The organism is Rickettsia endosymbiont of Polydrusus tereticollis (assembly GCF_964026385.1).
Lineage (GTDB): Bacteria > Pseudomonadota > Alphaproteobacteria > Rickettsiales > Rickettsiaceae > Rickettsia.
On the sequence record NZ_OZ032142.1, the window covers coordinates 2,035,444 to 2,051,633 of the forward strand.

Consider the following 16,190-nt stretch of genomic DNA (forward strand, 5'->3'; position numbering starts at 1 on the left):
TTTCATTAGAATAATACAAAGGATTTTGTCATGACAAATTGTATAGCATATAGTTACCAGTTTTCCAAAGTAAAAAATCGGACAATAGAGATAAATTTCACTGGAGGTGATATTAGTAGCGATGGAGGTGTGTTGTTATTAAGAGAAGCAGATAAAAGGCTTGGTATAACAGAGGAGCTTGCTAAAATATTTCCTGATAGACGAGATGGTAGTAAAATTACCCATAATATGGCAACAATGCTGAGGCAACGAATTTATGGTATTGCATTAGGTTATGAAGATTTAAATGACCACAATTATCTACGAAAATGTCCTGCTATGCAAACAGCTATGGAAACAATTGATGATATGGCAAGTAGTTCTACCTTATGTCGTATAGAAAACAATGCTGATAGACACTTTGCAATTAAAGTGCATGAACTAATGCTTGATAAATTTATTAAGTCTCATAAAATAGTACCAAAGCAGCTAATACTTGATTTTGATGCTACGGATGATGAAATTCATGGGCAACAGGAAGGTAAGTTTTATCATGGTTATTACGGTCATAATTGCTTTTTACCTTTGTATGTTTTTTGTGGAAAGCATCTGTTAGTTAGTTATCTTAGGACGTCAAAGCAGGATCAAGCAAAACATTCTTGGGCAATATTATCATTGTTAGTAAAACGTTTTCGCCAAGCTTGGCCAGAGGTAAAGATTATTTTTCGTGGTGATAGTGGATTTTGTCGTCATCAGATGTTTGATTGGTGTGATATTCATAATATAAAATATATTGTAGGAATGCCCCAAAATAACAGACTAAATGAGTTACTGAAACCTACAATGGAGAAGTCAAAAGCAGCATTTATTATAACCCAAGAAAAGCAACGTCTTTTTAGTGAGTTTCCATATAAGGCTGGTAGTTGGAGTCATGAACGTAGAATAATTGGTAAGGCAGAAATGACAATGCTTGGAGAAAATCCAAGGTATATAGTAACTAATTTATCAGATAAACCTGAAGATTTATACGACAAAGTTTACTGTGGTCGTGGTGATATGGAAAACCGTATAAAAGAGCAACAACTAGAATTATTTGCAGATCGTACTTCTTGTCATAGATGGTGGGCTAATCAGCTCAGAATGATTTTATCGGGTCTTGCATACACTTTAGTAGAATATATCAGAGGTAATTTATTACAAGGTAGTGCATTAGCAAAAGCACAAATAGGTACAATACGTTTAAAATTATTAAAAATTGGGGTAGTAATTATCCGTAATACTAGGCGTATTAAGTTTTTGTTATCTTCATCATATCCTTACCGACAGGTATGGAATCATGTGATGAAGAAATTAGCATTAGAATAACCTAGATTAGCACTGTTCCCGGTGCTTAGAAAAAATGGGGTAAGGGGCATTACATCTAAAATTTGAAAATAACGGCTTCAAAGCACTTTTTGGCAAAATTTTTACAAAAGTATCATTGCTAATATTATAAATTACTCAATTTCTTACTTTAAATCTCACTTCATGCAATATCCGGGCTAAATCCAAAGATACTAGATTTTTTTTTAAGCCAGTCTCTTTCAACTGTTAACTGGCCTATTTGCTCAAATAATGATTTAATTAAATCTTCTTGGCCGGTATCTTGTTGTTTAGATTTCGATTTAAATCCAGAAACCATAAAATCTAAAGCTTCTTTCTTCCATTTATAAATCTGATTAGCGTGAACACCATATTTGCTGGTAATTTGAGCTATAGTCATTTCTCCAGATATTGCTTCAATTGCTATTTTTACTTTTTCTTCTGCACTATATTTTTTAACTTGTTTTTTCATTTTTTGCTCCTTTTCCTAGGAGATATTATACCTACTTTTCTCTATTTTCTTGTCTAGTTTTTGGGTACCATTATAGTATGATTTTAGTAAAGGAGAGGGAGGAGATTTATTTACCTTAGTACAAAGAGAAAAAAATTGTGATTTTATAGAAGCTAAGAAATATTTACAAGATATGGTTGGTATATCAAACAATAGCAAGTTATTAGAAGATAAGATAAAAGAGCAATTTGACCAAAAAGTTAAGAATCAAGATCAACAAGCGAAATATGCTGAAATATCTAAGATAAAGAGAGCTGAAGAATTATATGAAAAATCAGACTCTATAAAATATGTCATGCCAAATAATGTAGCAAAAAGATATTTATCAGAACATCGTGGAATTAAAGAAGTATTAACAAGATACCAACTAAGTAACGATCTTAGAACCAATATGATGTGGGATAATAATAGCAAACAATATTATCCTGCATTAATTGCTTTTGCTAGAAATAAAGATGGTAATATTACCGGTGGACAATCAATTTATTTAAACAAAGACACAAATAATAAAGCTGATATTGAGGTTAATAAACGTTCTTTTGGCAGAATCAGAGGTTCTTTTGTTGAGATTAGTAAAAATAATGAACAGCAGAACGTACAAAACAGTAAAGATGGCAATAATTCAGCAAGTAATGTAACGATTATAGCAGAGGGGCTTGAGACCGCTTTAAGTATTAGGGAAGCTGGTATTAAAGGCAAAATTCTTTGTAGTTTAGGTGTAAGTAACATTAGGAACTATGAGCCTATCAAAGGAGAAAGAATAATAATTGCTGCTGATAATGATGGCAAAGACGCAGTATCAGTTCACACTGTAATGAAAGCTCAGGAAGAATTAATTAGCAAAGGAGCTGTGGTATCAATAATACGACCACCAGAAAAAGGCGATTTTAACGATATGTTAAAATCCCAAGGAGCAGAATCTATAAACAAGCTTATAGAGCCTGAAATAGCAAAATTAACAGTAGCTAGTAAAATAACTAAACAGTCATCCTTAAAAGCAAGTGATGATAGCAAATCACAATTTCAGTCTATAGAATTACTATTTTCAAAAATGGTAAATAACGATAATAACGGACTAAATAATTTGCAGCAACAGCAAATAACAGCTCTAGCCAAGTTTGGCACAGCAGAAAATATCAATACTGCTTTACAAATCTACAGAGAAAAAGGTATAGATTCTTGTACTGCTTATAGTAACAAGATTTGCATAGCAGCAATAGAGCAGAAGATACAGAAAGATTTACAAATTATGCAGAATAAATTTGATCCTAATTATAATCTTGGTGATAAAAAATTTTCTGATATAGTAGTATATGATTTTCAAGGCAAAAGCCATTTCGTCCCTGAAGATTACTTAAATGCCATAGGAAGAGATAAACAAGTAATGCAATATATAAGTCCAAGCTCAGAAATAGCTAAAGAAATAAGAAGTGCAGTAAAGCAAGTATCTGAGATCAAGCTAAATCAAGGAATAAGAGTTTAGAGTGTAGTGTAATAATATTTTATCAAGTTAAAAAATATAAATATATGAGTGAACAAGGAAACCTGCTGGGTGATCCAGATAAAGGCACGAAGAAAGCTAAGCATGATAAGATATTTCGTAAGGCACTAGAGAATCCTCTAGTTGCCCATGAGTTCTTTAATGCACATTTGCCCCCAAATATTAAAAGTTTAATAGATTTTCCTAGTTTAGCAATGGAAAATACCACTTTTGTAGAAAGCTCTTTAAAAGATTCTATCTCTGATGTTTTATTCTCATGCAAATTTGATAAACAAGACGGATATTTATTTTTACTTGTCGAGCATCAATCACAAGCAGATCATTTTATGGCTTTTAGGCTATTTAAATATATGATTAATATTTGTGAGCGATATTTAATACAAAATCCTAAAGCTAAGACTTTACCATTAATATACCCGATGATATTTTACAATGGTCAGGAGAAATATAATGTTGCAAGGAATTTGTGGGATTTATTTGCCAATAACAAATTAGCAAGAGAATTATGGATTAGTGATTACCAATTGGTGAATGTCCATGAAATTCCTGACGAAGAGTTTAAACAAAGGATATGGTCAGGGATATTAGAATTTTTTCTCAAGCATATAAATGAGAGGGAATTATTAAAAAGATGGCAAGAAATATCAGATATATTACCGGAATTAACCAAAATAACGATAGGTTATGATTATCTAGAAATGATATTATATTATACATTGACGAAGATAGAGCAAGATGATAAAATAAAACTAGAGAATTTATTATCAACAAAGTTGAATCCAGAAATAGGAACAAGGCTTATGAGAAGTTTAGCAGAGCATTGGCAACAAGAAGGAAAAGAATTAGGTATTCTTGAAGGCTTACAAGTTGGTGAAGCTCAAGGTATCCAAATTGGTAAAGCTAAAGGTATCCAAATTGGTAAAGCTGAAGGAAAAGCTGAAGGGGAATATAATAAAGCAGTAGAGGTAGCAAAGAAAATGTTAGCTCAAGGTTGCAATATTGCTTTAATTTCTAGTGTAACCGGTCTTGATGAAGCTTTTATTAGTTCTTTAGAGTAAACATATTTCTTGTAAAATTTACTCTGCTGTTTGAAAAATCATTTATAAAAAATTCTGAAATAACAAAAAAGTTTTTTATACACAGCTTACCTCTAAAACTCGTAATACTAAATTAGCGATTTAAAGGGGCATTATAATAGGATTTTTCTTTATAAGGTATATCCCCTATCAAACAATTGAAATCTTTTAAAAATGCCATTAAAATGGTTTCTATATTTTTGCATTGAAATCAAGTTTGTAAATTCATTTGTGAGAGTATTTTTTTAAGTGTGTCATGGTAAAAAAGTCACCTTTTTAAATTAAGCCTATTGGGAAAGAAAATATCAAGCTGTGATATAGTCAAAGCCCAATTTTGCAGAGGCTGGTTCCATTTAGCAGTTATCTGTTTTATAGCACAAAAAACTAGCTTAAATAAAGCATTTTCAGAGGTAAAAGCACCCTTGGTCTTGGTATATTTTCGTATTTGCCTATGGAATCCTTCCACTACATTAGTTGTATAAATTAGCCTTCTGATGTCGCTAGAATACTTAAAATAAGTGGATAAATTTTCCCAGTTTTGTTGCCAAGATTTTATTACCATCGGATATTTATTGCCCCATTTCTCATCCAACCTTAATAAGTTATACTCCGCTAAATCCTTTGTTTCTGCCTTATAAACAGTTTTTAAATCAGCCATAAATTCCTTTTGGTTTTTACTTGCAACATACCTTAAAGAATTACGAATCTGATGAATAACACAAAGCTGTACTTCAGCTTCAGGAAAACAAGCATTTATCGCCTCCGGAAAACCCTTTAATCCATCAACACAGGCAATCAAAATATCTTTTACTCCCCTAGCTTTTAAATCATTTAATACTGATAACCAAAAGTGCGATGCTTCACTTTCACAGCTATAAAACCCTAATATATCCTTGTGTCCAAACTCCGTTACACCCATTACGTTATATAACACTTTAGTACTTACCTTGCCATCTTGTCTTGCTTTAAAAAACATTGCATCTAAAAACAATATTGGATAAACAGATTCAAGCGGTCTATTACGCCACTCGGTTATTTGCGGTAATAACCTATCCGTTATTGCTGCAATAGTGCTTGCTGATACATCTACTCCGTATATCTCTTGTAAATGAGCAGTAATATCATCATAGCTTGTTCCTAAACCATAAAGGGCTAATATTTTATTATCTAGTTCTTCATTTAATACTGTTTGACGCTTCTTAATAATTTGCGGCTCAAAGCTCGAATTTCGATCTCTTGGTACTTCTAAATCAAACGAGCCGCTACCGCTTCGAACTCTTTTTCTGCTTATACCGTTACGCCGATTCCCTCCTTCTTCTAAGCTATTCTCCTCCAAATGAGCTGCCATCTCTCCTTGTAAGGCTACTTGCGTTAAATCTTTAATTAAATTGGTTAATAGTCCTTGATTCCCAAGTAACGGCTTACCTTGATATAGACCTTTTATTATCTCTTCTAATGCTTCATTCTGTATCGATGGCATTCCTTTTACTTGCTTCTCTATCTTTTCTAATCTTGTATTTTCTTGCATTGTCAAAACCTTTTTTATCTGTATTTTTTATTTAATTTATATACTTCTTTCCCAGTTTGACACACTTTTTTAAATACTACCTCATTTGTAATTTAGTAATAGGGAAATTACCCACAAGTTTTACATAACAGGTAAGATCTGGTAGATTCATGATTTCAGAAGGCATTACTAATAATTTCCTTTTCTCTAAATGATTCATATTAACTCCATCCCGCATAGAGTTAGCACCATAAGAGAGATTCTCTTGAGTTTCAATAATTTCTTGCTCACCAAGCATTAAAGCTGATTTATGTGCTGTTTGTTGATCACTTACCCGAAAAATAAATTTACTGCCAAATAAATCAAGCATTGAAGCTGCTCCTGCATGGCCATATATCTCCTCTAATTGATGAATATTCTGCATGCCTGCAACAACGCAGCCACCATATTTCCTGCTTTCAGCTAAAGCTATAGGGAGTGAAGATATCTTTTGTAAAGCTGGCAGCTCATCAATCACAAACCACATATTACTATGAGTATTATTGATGTTCCTATTCATTAATGCTTTTATCGCTATGCTAATCCATGCAGCAATAAGTGGTCGTAGCATTACTCTCTGATTAGGAGTACTAGTTATAAATAACCAACCTTTGTCCGCAGTAAACCACTTTCTAATACTAAAACTACCATCAGGCTTTAAATGTTGCAGAGCTTCAATATTTTTACTAACAGTTGCTTGAATACCTGAGGAAGTCTCAGGGGCACTACTGCTAATTATACCGGCTACTGCACTGTTTTTAAAGATCCTAACAAATTCCTTATTATTTGCATAAAGAATAGTATTTATTAGCTTTTTGATGTCTTTACTATCCTGATATAATCTTAATCCTTCAGCTAATACTAGCTCAGCACTTTTAGCAAAAAAATCATCTAATTTTGGATTATAATTACTAAAACTACTGGCTATATCATTATAATACCAAATTTCATGACAATCATTCCATGGTAACCATGCTGAAGTATTCTCTTGCAAAGGATTAAGTATCTTATCACATTTTGGATCAAAAAATCGATCAGTAAAGCTACCTGTTAAATCAACAATAATTGCTCTACCACGCTCTTTATTAAAATATTCTTCTGCTAAAATGTTTAGATCTTGAATCTTGCTTTGTAGATCTATTGGTTGTGGTTTTTCATTAACAATACTAGTGGTATTTTCTGCAAAAATACTGCTAAAAAATATTAATGGCAAGATAAATATGAATGCTAATTTTTTGATATTTTTCATAAATTTCTTTTAATTATTGTCATTTTTATAGCCTGGTAGTTTAATGTTTCTTTTCTTTATCGCCTTATCGCTAATGCCAATATTATCTGCTATTTGCTGGCCAGTTCTGACAATCGTTGATTCAGGAGTTTTATTAAATTCATCTTCAATTTGTTCCCTCTTATCTTTTACTTTATCAGATAACTGCTCAAGAAGCTTTACTTTTTCTACTTCATTATTACCTACATTATTAATTAGCATTTGTTCTACATTTTTATCATAAATATCATTTTTTCTATCATCAATACTACTAATAGCAGCTTGATCATTTAATCGTTGTTTATTTTCATCAAAACTTGATCGTAAGCTTTCTTTAGATGGAATATTGACTCTACTTACAGAGCTTAAGTTTTTAGGTATAGTATTGTTAATTTTAGCTATATCTAAAGCTATTTGCTCAGCTTCTTGTGTGTGAGTACTCACCCACGCTGCTGCTTGCTCCTTGCTATTTACTCCAGGAATATTTTTTGCAATTATGCTATTCAATACTGGTTCATTTAAATTACGATCAATAGCAGCCGAGTTTTGTGCAATATAATTCATATTATAACTTAATTGCTCTATATTTTGTTTAGTGCTTGCTATTTCTTGCCCTACAGATTGTTGCTCAGAAAAATTACTATTTAGATTATTGCTAAGTGACTGCATGCTACTACTTGCATTACTTAATCTGCCATCTTTAGTAGCACTTTTAATCTTAGATAATGCTTCATTATATGATTGTTGCTGATTAACTGATTTTCCTTGTTCTTTTCCTTGATCATTAGTTGATGTAACTCCAATAATTCCACTACCAAACATAGTATTCACACCAATACTTCCTGTAGCACTAGTACTAGTTCCTTTTCTATTACTACTACCAGTATGATCAGTAGCAGATGTGCTGTCTGAATTCATCTGCTGCAAGGCTAAATACTGGCTATCAGTAATACCGATAGATTTCGCCTCTTCATAGCTTAATCTTTTACCTATTTCAGTTGCTATGGAATTTCCTGTAGTAGTTAAATCACTATATCTATCATTTAATGAGTCAAGATAACTTTGTGAGCTCATAAACTGAGATTGATAACTATCCTGTAATAATTTAGAAGAGCGGTAGTTGTTAACAAGTGAGTCTACTGCTTGAGTCAGTACTTGTCTACCACTAGCAGTATGATCTGTCAACAGTTTTCCGGACAGTTTTTTACGCACATTTTTGTATTTTTTCGTATTGTACTGGTGATAGATAATCGTTAGCAGAATGCATTCTTATACGATTATAAAATACCTCTATATATTCAAATATAGCATGTTTTGCTTCCTCCCTAGTTTTAAATTTATGTTGATAAATTAATTCTGTTTTTATAGTATGAAAAAAGCTTTCAGCAACAGCATTATCCCAGCAATTTCCTTTACGACTCATACTCTGTATAATACCATGTTGTTTTATAAGTTTTAAATGACTATCAGAACAATATTGGCTACCTCTATCAGTATGCCAAATAAGCTTTTTAGGTGGTTTACGTTGCCATATTGCCATTAGCAAAGCATTATTAACTAAATCAGCTTTCATATTACTATTCATTGACCAGCCTATTACTTTTCTAGAAAATAGATCAATAACTGTTGCTAAATATAACCATCCTTCTCCAGTTGGGATATAGGTGATATCACCAACCCAATAACAATTAACATTAGAAACTTTAAACTGTCTATCCAATAAATTAGGAGCAACTTGCTTATTATGCTTAGAATCAGTAGTTGCTTTAAATTTATACTTAGTTTTACATACTAAGCCAGCTTCATTCATTAGTCTTGTAATTCTCCTACGACTAACAATTATGCCTTGCCTCAACAAAGCCTTTTTAATGGGTCTAGATCCATAATTTCGTCTACCTTCCTGAAAAATAGCTCTAACCTTACAGGTTAATTCTCTATTTTCTTTATCCCTATTGCATCCAGGGTTATTTAACCACTCATAATAACCGCTACGTGATACCTTCATACATTTGCACATAATTGCAATTGAGAAATCATCTTGATGCTTCTTTATCCATGCATACCTTACAGTGATGTGGCTATAGTATTCCGGACAGTTAGTATGAGACAATATTAACAGAAAGGAAATACAGTATGACAAAAACAAAAATGTATTCTAGTGAATTTAAAGAATCAGCAGTTAAATTGGCAACTGAATCGAAGCGACCTGTTATTCAGACTGCAAAAGAATTAGGTATCAGTAAGAATACTTTATATAGTTGGATAGATAAATATTCTAAACAATTTGAAGAATCAATAACAAGAACAGATGAACATCTGTATGATGAATTAAAAAGATTAAAGAAAGAGCTGGTGATAGTAACACAGGAGCGTGATATACTAAAAAAGGCTGCAGCGTACTTTGCAAAAGAGTCCCTGTAAGGTATGCATGGATAAAGAAGCATCAAGATGATTTCTCAATTGCAATTATGTGCAAATGTATGAAGGTATCACGTAGCGGTTATTATGAGTGGTTAAATAACCCTGGATGCAATAGGGATAAAGAAAATAGAGAATTAACCTGTAAGGTTAGAGCTATTTTTCAGGAAGGTAGACGAAATTATGGATCTAGACCCATTAAAAAGGCTTTGTTGAGGCAAGGCATAATTGTTAGTCGTAGGAGAATTACAAGACTAATGAATGAAGCTGGCTTAGTATGTAAAACTAAGTATAAATTTAAAGCAACTACTGATTCTAAGCATAATAAGCAAGTTGCTCCTAATTTATTGGATAGACAGTTTAAAGTTTCTAATGTTAATTGTTATTGGGTTGGTGATATCACCTATATCCCAACTGGAGAAGGATGGTTATATTTAGCAACAGTTATTGATCTATTTTCTAGAAAAGTAATAGGCTGGTCAATGAATAGTAATATGAAAGCTGATTTAGTTAATAATGCTTTGCTAATGGCAATATGGCAACGTAAACCACCTAAAAAGCTTATTTGGCATACTGATAGAGGTAGCCAATATTGTTCTGATAGTCATTTAAAACTTATAAAACAACATGGTATTATACAGAGTATGAGTCGTAAAGGAAATTGCTGGGATAATGCTGTTGCTGAAAGCTTTTTTCATACTATAAAAACAGAATTAATTTATCAACATAAATTTAAAACTAGGGAGGAAGCAAAACATGCTATATTTGAATATATAGAGGTATTTTATAATCGTATAAGAATGCATTCTGCTAACGATTATCTATCACCAGTACAATACGAAAAAATACAAAAATGTGCGTAAAAAACTGTCCGGAAAACTGTTGACAGATCACCTCCCAAGTAACATGACAAACGATCATCATAAATATGTATTCCTAATTGATACCCTATTAATCTGGAAGGTACACTATACATAACTTTTTTTACTGTAATAGTGCTAGAAGTTGTCACCCTAGCTGTTGTTTGGCTAAAATCTATAGTTCTGTGGGCCGGCAATCCTTTTAAATAAGATCGTTCAATATAAAGTTGTGGTTGATGACGATTATTGTGTCGTTGAACAACAGAGTCTATAAAATTTTGATAGTCATCTATAGATTCAAAATTATAAGAACCACGCAATAAAAGAGCTTGCTCTAAACGTCTCTTAAGATGACCATGTGCAGCCTCAACGCTACCATTCTCATGTCCTTTCCCACGATTGTTTCTTGTAGCATGCATGCCATAATGAGCACATACTTCTTTATAAGAACATGTTATATCATCTGACTCCTCTTGCGATAAATTCTTGAAAGCAGCTGACAAACTGTCAGTCCTATGTTCTTCAGGACATCCTCCTAAACTCCATAATGCATCCTGAAGCGATTGAGAAAGAGCGGTAAAACTTTCTCCGCCCTGAATCACTTTCATAAAAGACCAATTACTATAAGCTAACCGAAAATGATACAATAGATGCTTAAACGGTTTACCACAAATAGTAATCTCTATGCCTTTTAAAGCAGTAAAATCCGATAAACCTTGACGACCGGGTACATGAAGCTGGCGAAAGATAACTTCCTTTTCCGGACCATATAATGCTCTCCACTTGCTAGTGCGTCGCTGAACAGTTCTTAAAATGCTGTCCGGATATTTTCCTGGGTATTCGTCTTGAAGATATTCTAATAATGTCCAAGATGTTAAATATGGTAGTTGTTCTAATAAAGGAACTAATACACCTTCCCATACTCCTTCTAATGGATCGTTACGGTACTTACGTACTTTCTTCCCTTTCGATAAAGATAACACTTCCCTACGTTCTAAATTCCTACCACTACGTTGTGAAAAACCTGCTTTAGCTGAACAAATTGTTTGATTCAAACCTGATTTTCTTAATTTCATATATACCTCGTATTGCTGATTTGTTATTCTTCTACCGGGCATCTGTAAACTCCAAAAGTATTCAGATGCCTATTTTATCACCGGCAAAGTTAGCTGTCATCCCCAGGCAATAAATTTTGTCGTTGCATATACAAAAATCGTCTTTCTGGCTCTAAAAAATGCTGCAAAGAAATGGACCATGCCCATTAGAGAATGGTCCCTTGCTTTAAATCAATTTGAGATACTTTGCGGAGATTTTAAATATGAATTATTAGAAAATGAATTTTAGATACTTACACAAAATTTATGATTGACTCCAGTTTTCAGAGTGTGGAAAAAGCTTTCCATAGCAGCATTATCATAGGAAACCCCAGTCTTTCCATGACTTAAAACAATTCCATGTTTTTTGGTTGCATTATAAAAGTCAAAACTAGTAAATTGGCTTCCAAGATCAGAATGATGAATAAGCCCCTTGAGCGGTTTACGTTGTAATGCAGCAGAGTTAAGAGCTTTAATTATCAAGTCTGTTCTCATTGTTTCGTCTATTGCCATACCTACTACTTTCCGTGAGAATAGATCAAGGATAATAGCTAAATAAGCCCACTTATTATTTACAGAAATATAACTAATATCTGCTACCCAAATACTATTTGGACTTGGGCTAGAGCCATTTTGTTTAACCAAATCTTCTCCCCTATGATAAGGTTTATCAGACTGCCTTGTAGTCTTTTTAAACTTTCTGTACATTTTTGCTTGAATGCTATTTACTTGCATTAGCCTTGCTACTCGAGGACGTGAACAAATAAAGCCTTGTTCTTTTAACTCTGCATGAATTCTTGGACTTCCATAAGTTTTATAACTTTCAGTAAAAATAGTTTTAATCTTACTTATCAATTCCTCATTATATTCAGCTCTTTTACTTGGCATACGATTAATAAAATCATAATAACCACTCCTACTAACCCCTAAAATCTTAGCCATCTGATCTACACAAAAATAAGAACTATGATTCTTCATAAATTCGTACCTTTGTTTGGGGGAGCTGAAAAGATGACCACTGCTTTTTTTAAGATATCTCGCTCTTGTTTTACAAGATGTAACTCCCTCTTTAAATCTCGTACTTCTTGATTCACTACATTGCCACTACCAACAAAGCTAGCTTCTCCTTTGCCTTTGTAATTCTTAAGCCAATATCCCAAACCAGATCGGGAAACCCCTAAATCCTTAGCAATATCATTGATGCTTTTACTACCTTTATTTGCTAAATACAGTTTTACTGCATTAATCTTAAATTCTTTATCATATGTTCTTTGAGTCATCACAAAAATCCCTACTTTGATGTTTTTATTTTTACATGACTCTCTTTAATTTGTCCGTTTTATTGTAGCAAGATCAATGGTGGCTGCGTTGTTGCAGGTATGCAAAATATTCATCAATTAGAGGAAATATATGGTCATGCAGGAGCAGCTTCAATGCTTGATCTATTTGGCAGCAAGTTTATTTTTCGAGTAAGTGATCAACAAACAGCACATAAATCAGCTTTAATGCTTGGTGAGCAAGAAATTATTGAAACTCAAGAAAGTCTCTCATACGGAGCTAACTCTATGCGGGATGGAGTTAATATGAATCATTTAGAGAAAAGAAAATTATTAGTAATGCCTTCTGAAATTATGAATCTAGAAGATCTTACCTGTTATGTAAAACTTGCGGGTAATTTCCCGATTACTAAATTACAAATGAACTTACAAACTTGATTTCAATGCAAAAATATAGAAACCATTTTAATGGCATTTTTAAAAGATTTCAATTGTTTGATAGGAAGGGACCTTATAAAGAAAAATCCTATTATAATGCCCCTTTAAATCGCTAATTTAGTATTACGAGTTTTAGAGGTAAGCTGTGTATAAAAAACTTTTTTGTTATTTCAGAATTTTTATAAATGATTTTTCAAACAGCAGAGTAAATTTTACAAGAAATATGTTTACTCTAAAGAACTAATAAAAGCTTCATCAAGACCGGTTACACTAGAAATTAAAGCAATATTGCAACCTTGAGATAGCATTCTTTTTGCTATCTCAACTCTTTCTTCAGCTTTTCCTTCAGCTTTTCCAATTTGGATACCTTGAGCTTCACCAATTTGGATACCTTTAGCTTCACCAATCTGGATACCTTGAGCTTCACCAACTTGTAAGCCTTCAAGAATACCTATTTCTTTTCCTTCTTGTTGCCAATGCTCTGCTAAACTTCTCATAAGCCTTGTTCCTATTTCTGGATTCAACTTTGTTGATAATAAATTCTTTAGCTTTATTTTATCATCTTGCTCTATCTTCGTCAATGTATAATATAATATCATTTCTAGATAATCATAACCTATCGTTATTTTGGTTAATTCCGGTAATATATCTGATATTTCTTGCCATCTTTTTAATAATTCCCTCTCATGTATATGCTTGAGAAAAAATTCTAATATCCCCGACCATATCCTTTGTTTAAACTCTTCATCTGGTATTTCATGGACATTCACTAACTGGTAATCACTAATCCATAATTCTCTTGCTAATTTGTTATTGGCAAATAAATCCCACAAATTCCTTGCAACATTATATTTCTCCTGACCATTGTAAAATATCATCGGGTATATTAATGGTAAAGTCTTAGCTTTAGGATTTTGTATTAAATATCGCTCACAAATATTAATCATATATTTAAAAAGCCTAAAAGCCATAAAATGATCTGCTTTTGATTGATGTTCTACAAGCAAAAATAAGTATCCGTCTTGTTTATCAAATTTGCATGAGAATAAAACATCAGAGATAGAATCTTTTAAAGAGCTTTCTACAAAAGTGGTATTTTCCATTGCTAAACTAGGAAAATCTATTAAACTTTTAATATTTGGGGGCAAATGTGCATTAAAGAACTCATGGGCGACTAGAGGATTCTCCAGTGCCTTACGAAATATCTTATCATGCTTAGCTTTCTTCGTGCCTTTATCTGGATCACCCAGCAGGTTTCCTTGTTCACTCATATATTTATATTTTTTAACTTGATAAAATATTATTACACTACACTCTAAACTCTTATTCCTTGATTTAGCTTGATCTCAGATACTTGCTTTACTGCACTTCTTATTTCTTTAGCTATTTCTGAGCTTGGACTTATATATTGCATTACTTGTTTATCTCTTCCTATGGCATTTAAGTAATCTTCAGGGACGAGATGGCTTTTGCCTTGAAAATCATGTACTACTATATCAGAAAATTTTTTATCACCAAGATTATAATTAGGATCAAATTTATTCTGCATAATTTGTAAATCTTTCTGTATCTTCTGCTCTATTGCTGCTATGCAAATCTTGTTACTATAAGCAGTACAAGAATCTATACCTTTTTCTCTGTAGATTTGTAAAGCAGTATCGATATTTTCTGCTGTGCCAAACTTGGCTAGAGCTGTTATTTGCTGTTGTTGCAAATTATTTAGTCCGTTATTATCGTTATTTGCAAATTTTGAAAATAGTAATTCTATAGACTTAATTTGTGATTTGCTATTATCATTTGCTTTTAAGGATGATTTAAGTTCTGTTGCCTTACTAGCTGCTGTTAATTTTATTATTTCAGGCTCTATAAGCTTGTCTATAGATTCTGCTCCTTGGGATTTTAACATATCATTAAAATCGCCTTTTTCTGGTGGTCGTATTATTGCTACCGTCGCTCCTTGCCTAATTAATTCTTCCTGAGCCTTAATTACAGTATTAACTGATACTGCATCTTTGCCATCATTATCAGCAGCAATTATTATTCTCTCACCTTTGATAGGCTCATAGTTCCCTGATGTTACTTACACCTAAACTACAAAGCATTTTGCCCTTAATACCAGCTTCTGCAATGCTTAAAGTTGTCTCGAGCCCCTCTGCTATAATCGTTACATTACTTGCTGAATTGTTGCCATCTTTACTGTTTGGTATGTTCTGCTGTTCATTATTTTTACTAATCTCAACAAAAGAACCTCTGATTCTGCCAAAAGAACGTTTATTAACCTCAATATCAGCTTTATTATTTGTTTCTTTGTTTAAATAAATTGATTGTCCACCGGTAATATTACCATCTTTATTTCTAGCAAAAGCAATTAATGCAGGATAATATTGTTTGCTATTACTGTCCCACATCATATTGGTTCTAAGATCATTATTGATATCCTGTTAATATTTTTTTAATTCCACGATGTTCTAATAAATATTTTTTTGCTATATTATTTGGCGTCATATAGATTATAGAATCTGATTTTTCATATAATTCTTCAGCTCTCTTTATCTTAGATATTTCAGCATATTTCGCTTGTTGATCTTGATTCTTAACTTTTTGGTCAAATTGCTCTTTTATCTTATCTTCTAATAACTTGCTATTGTTTGATATACCAACCATATCTTGTAAATATTTCTTAGCTTCTACAAAATCACAATTTTTTTCTCTTTGTACTAAGGTAAATAAATCTCCTCCCTCTCCTTTACTAAAATCATACCATCTGCCAGCTTTACTGCCGCCTATCCTCATCACTATCCCGGATATTGCATGAAGTGAGATTTAAAGTAAGAAATTGAGTAATTTATAATATTAGCAAT

The 16,190-nt window shown here is 32.5% G+C and carries 10 protein-coding genes and 5 pseudogenes; 5 read left to right on the forward strand and 10 right to left on the reverse strand.

Translation table 11 applies throughout. The annotated features are described in order from the left end of the window. Positions 1 to 30 precede the first annotated feature (30 nt). The gene (locus AAGD48_RS09895; RefSeq protein ID WP_341789277.1) at positions 31 to 1,344 is read left to right on the forward strand and encodes an IS1380 family transposase; all 1,314 of its coding nucleotides are present in this window, start codon (positions 31 to 33) and stop codon (positions 1,342 to 1,344) included. Between the two features lie 160 nt (positions 1,345 to 1,504). Here AAGD48_RS09895 and AAGD48_RS09900 read toward each other — a convergent pair whose 3' ends face one another. Continuing rightward, on the reverse strand, positions 1,505 to 1,813 hold the full coding sequence (locus tag AAGD48_RS09900; RefSeq protein ID WP_341789875.1) for a transposase: 309 nt from the start codon (positions 1,811 to 1,813) through the stop codon (positions 1,505 to 1,507). 76 nt (positions 1,814 to 1,889) lie between these two features. Between AAGD48_RS09900 and AAGD48_RS09905 the strand changes: the two are divergent. Both AAGD48_RS09905 and AAGD48_RS09910 read left to right on the forward strand, forming a co-directional pair. Continuing rightward, positions 1,890 to 3,335: pseudogene (locus tag AAGD48_RS09905) on the forward strand (toprim domain-containing protein); the annotation flags it as partial. 44 nt (positions 3,336 to 3,379) lie between these two features. Next, positions 3,380 to 4,411, forward strand: coding sequence for an Rpn family recombination-promoting nuclease/putative transposase (locus tag AAGD48_RS09910; RefSeq protein ID WP_341789876.1), 1,032 nt, complete (start codon positions 3,380 to 3,382; stop codon positions 4,409 to 4,411). Positions 4,412 to 4,697: 286 nt separating this feature from the next. On the opposite strand, the gene AAGD48_RS09915 is transcribed toward AAGD48_RS09910, so the two are convergent. The 4 genes and pseudogenes from AAGD48_RS09915 to AAGD48_RS09930 all read right to left on the reverse strand — a co-directional run bounded on the left by AAGD48_RS09915 (position 4,698) and on the right by AAGD48_RS09930 (position 9,259). Continuing rightward, on the reverse strand, positions 4,698 to 5,909 hold the full coding sequence (locus AAGD48_RS09915; RefSeq protein ID WP_341790790.1) for an IS256 family transposase: 1,212 nt from the start codon (positions 5,907 to 5,909) through the stop codon (positions 4,698 to 4,700). A 124-nt stretch (positions 5,910 to 6,033) separates the two neighbouring features. Next, a pseudogene (locus tag AAGD48_RS09920) lies at positions 6,034 to 7,059 on the reverse strand (type IV secretion system DNA-binding domain-containing protein); the annotation flags it as partial. Positions 7,060 to 7,233: 174 nt separating this feature from the next. Then, positions 7,234 to 8,427: a hypothetical protein gene (locus tag AAGD48_RS09925; RefSeq protein WP_341789867.1), complete on the reverse strand. Its 1,194-nt coding sequence runs from the start codon at positions 8,425 to 8,427 to the stop codon at positions 7,234 to 7,236. A gap of 19 nt (positions 8,428 to 8,446) precedes the next feature. Next, on the reverse strand, positions 8,447 to 9,259 hold the full coding sequence (locus tag AAGD48_RS09930; RefSeq protein ID WP_341789878.1) for an IS3 family transposase: 813 nt from the start codon (positions 9,257 to 9,259) through the stop codon (positions 8,447 to 8,449). A gap of 116 nt (positions 9,260 to 9,375) precedes the next feature. On the opposite strand from AAGD48_RS09930, the gene AAGD48_RS09935 reads away from it, so the two are divergent. Then, positions 9,376 to 10,523 (forward strand): IS3 family transposase gene (locus AAGD48_RS09935; RefSeq protein WP_410526007.1). Its coding sequence is split into 2 segments (ribosomal slippage): positions 9,376 to 9,622 and positions 9,622 to 10,523, totalling 1,149 coding nucleotides; the frame shifts between segments, so codons are not numbered across the junction. Here the strand turns inward: AAGD48_RS09935 and istA are convergent. The 3 genes and pseudogenes from istA to AAGD48_RS09950 all read right to left on the reverse strand — a co-directional run bounded on the left by istA (position 10,478) and on the right by AAGD48_RS09950 (position 12,894). Then, entirely contained in the window at positions 10,478 to 11,638 is a 1,161-nt protein-coding gene (gene istA, locus AAGD48_RS09940) for an IS21 family transposase (protein WP_341789879.1), read from the reverse strand. The genes AAGD48_RS09935 and istA overlap by 46 nt on opposite strands. Before the next feature lie 222 nt (positions 11,639 to 11,860). After that, positions 11,861 to 12,640 (reverse strand): annotated as a pseudogene (locus AAGD48_RS09945) (IS3 family transposase); the annotation flags it as partial. Then, entirely contained in the window at positions 12,589 to 12,894 is a 306-nt protein-coding gene (locus AAGD48_RS09950) for a transposase (RefSeq protein ID WP_341789880.1), read from the reverse strand. The pseudogene AAGD48_RS09945 and the gene AAGD48_RS09950, both read right to left, overlap by 52 nt. Positions 12,895 to 12,960: 66 nt before the next feature. Between AAGD48_RS09950 and AAGD48_RS09955 the strand changes: the two are divergent. After that, positions 12,961 to 13,329, forward strand: a pseudogene (locus AAGD48_RS09955) (type IV secretion system DNA-binding domain-containing protein); the annotation flags it as partial. A 227-nt stretch (positions 13,330 to 13,556) separates the two neighbouring features. On the opposite strand, the gene AAGD48_RS09960 reads toward AAGD48_RS09955, so the two are convergent. Beyond that, the gene (locus AAGD48_RS09960; protein ID WP_341789881.1) at positions 13,557 to 14,600 is read right to left on the reverse strand and encodes an Rpn family recombination-promoting nuclease/putative transposase; all 1,044 of its coding nucleotides are present in this window, start codon (positions 14,598 to 14,600) and stop codon (positions 13,557 to 13,559) included. A 44-nt stretch (positions 14,601 to 14,644) separates the two neighbouring features. Further along, positions 14,645 to 16,128: pseudogene (locus tag AAGD48_RS09965) on the reverse strand (toprim domain-containing protein); the annotation flags it as partial. Between the last annotated feature and the right edge of the window lie 62 nt (positions 16,129 to 16,190).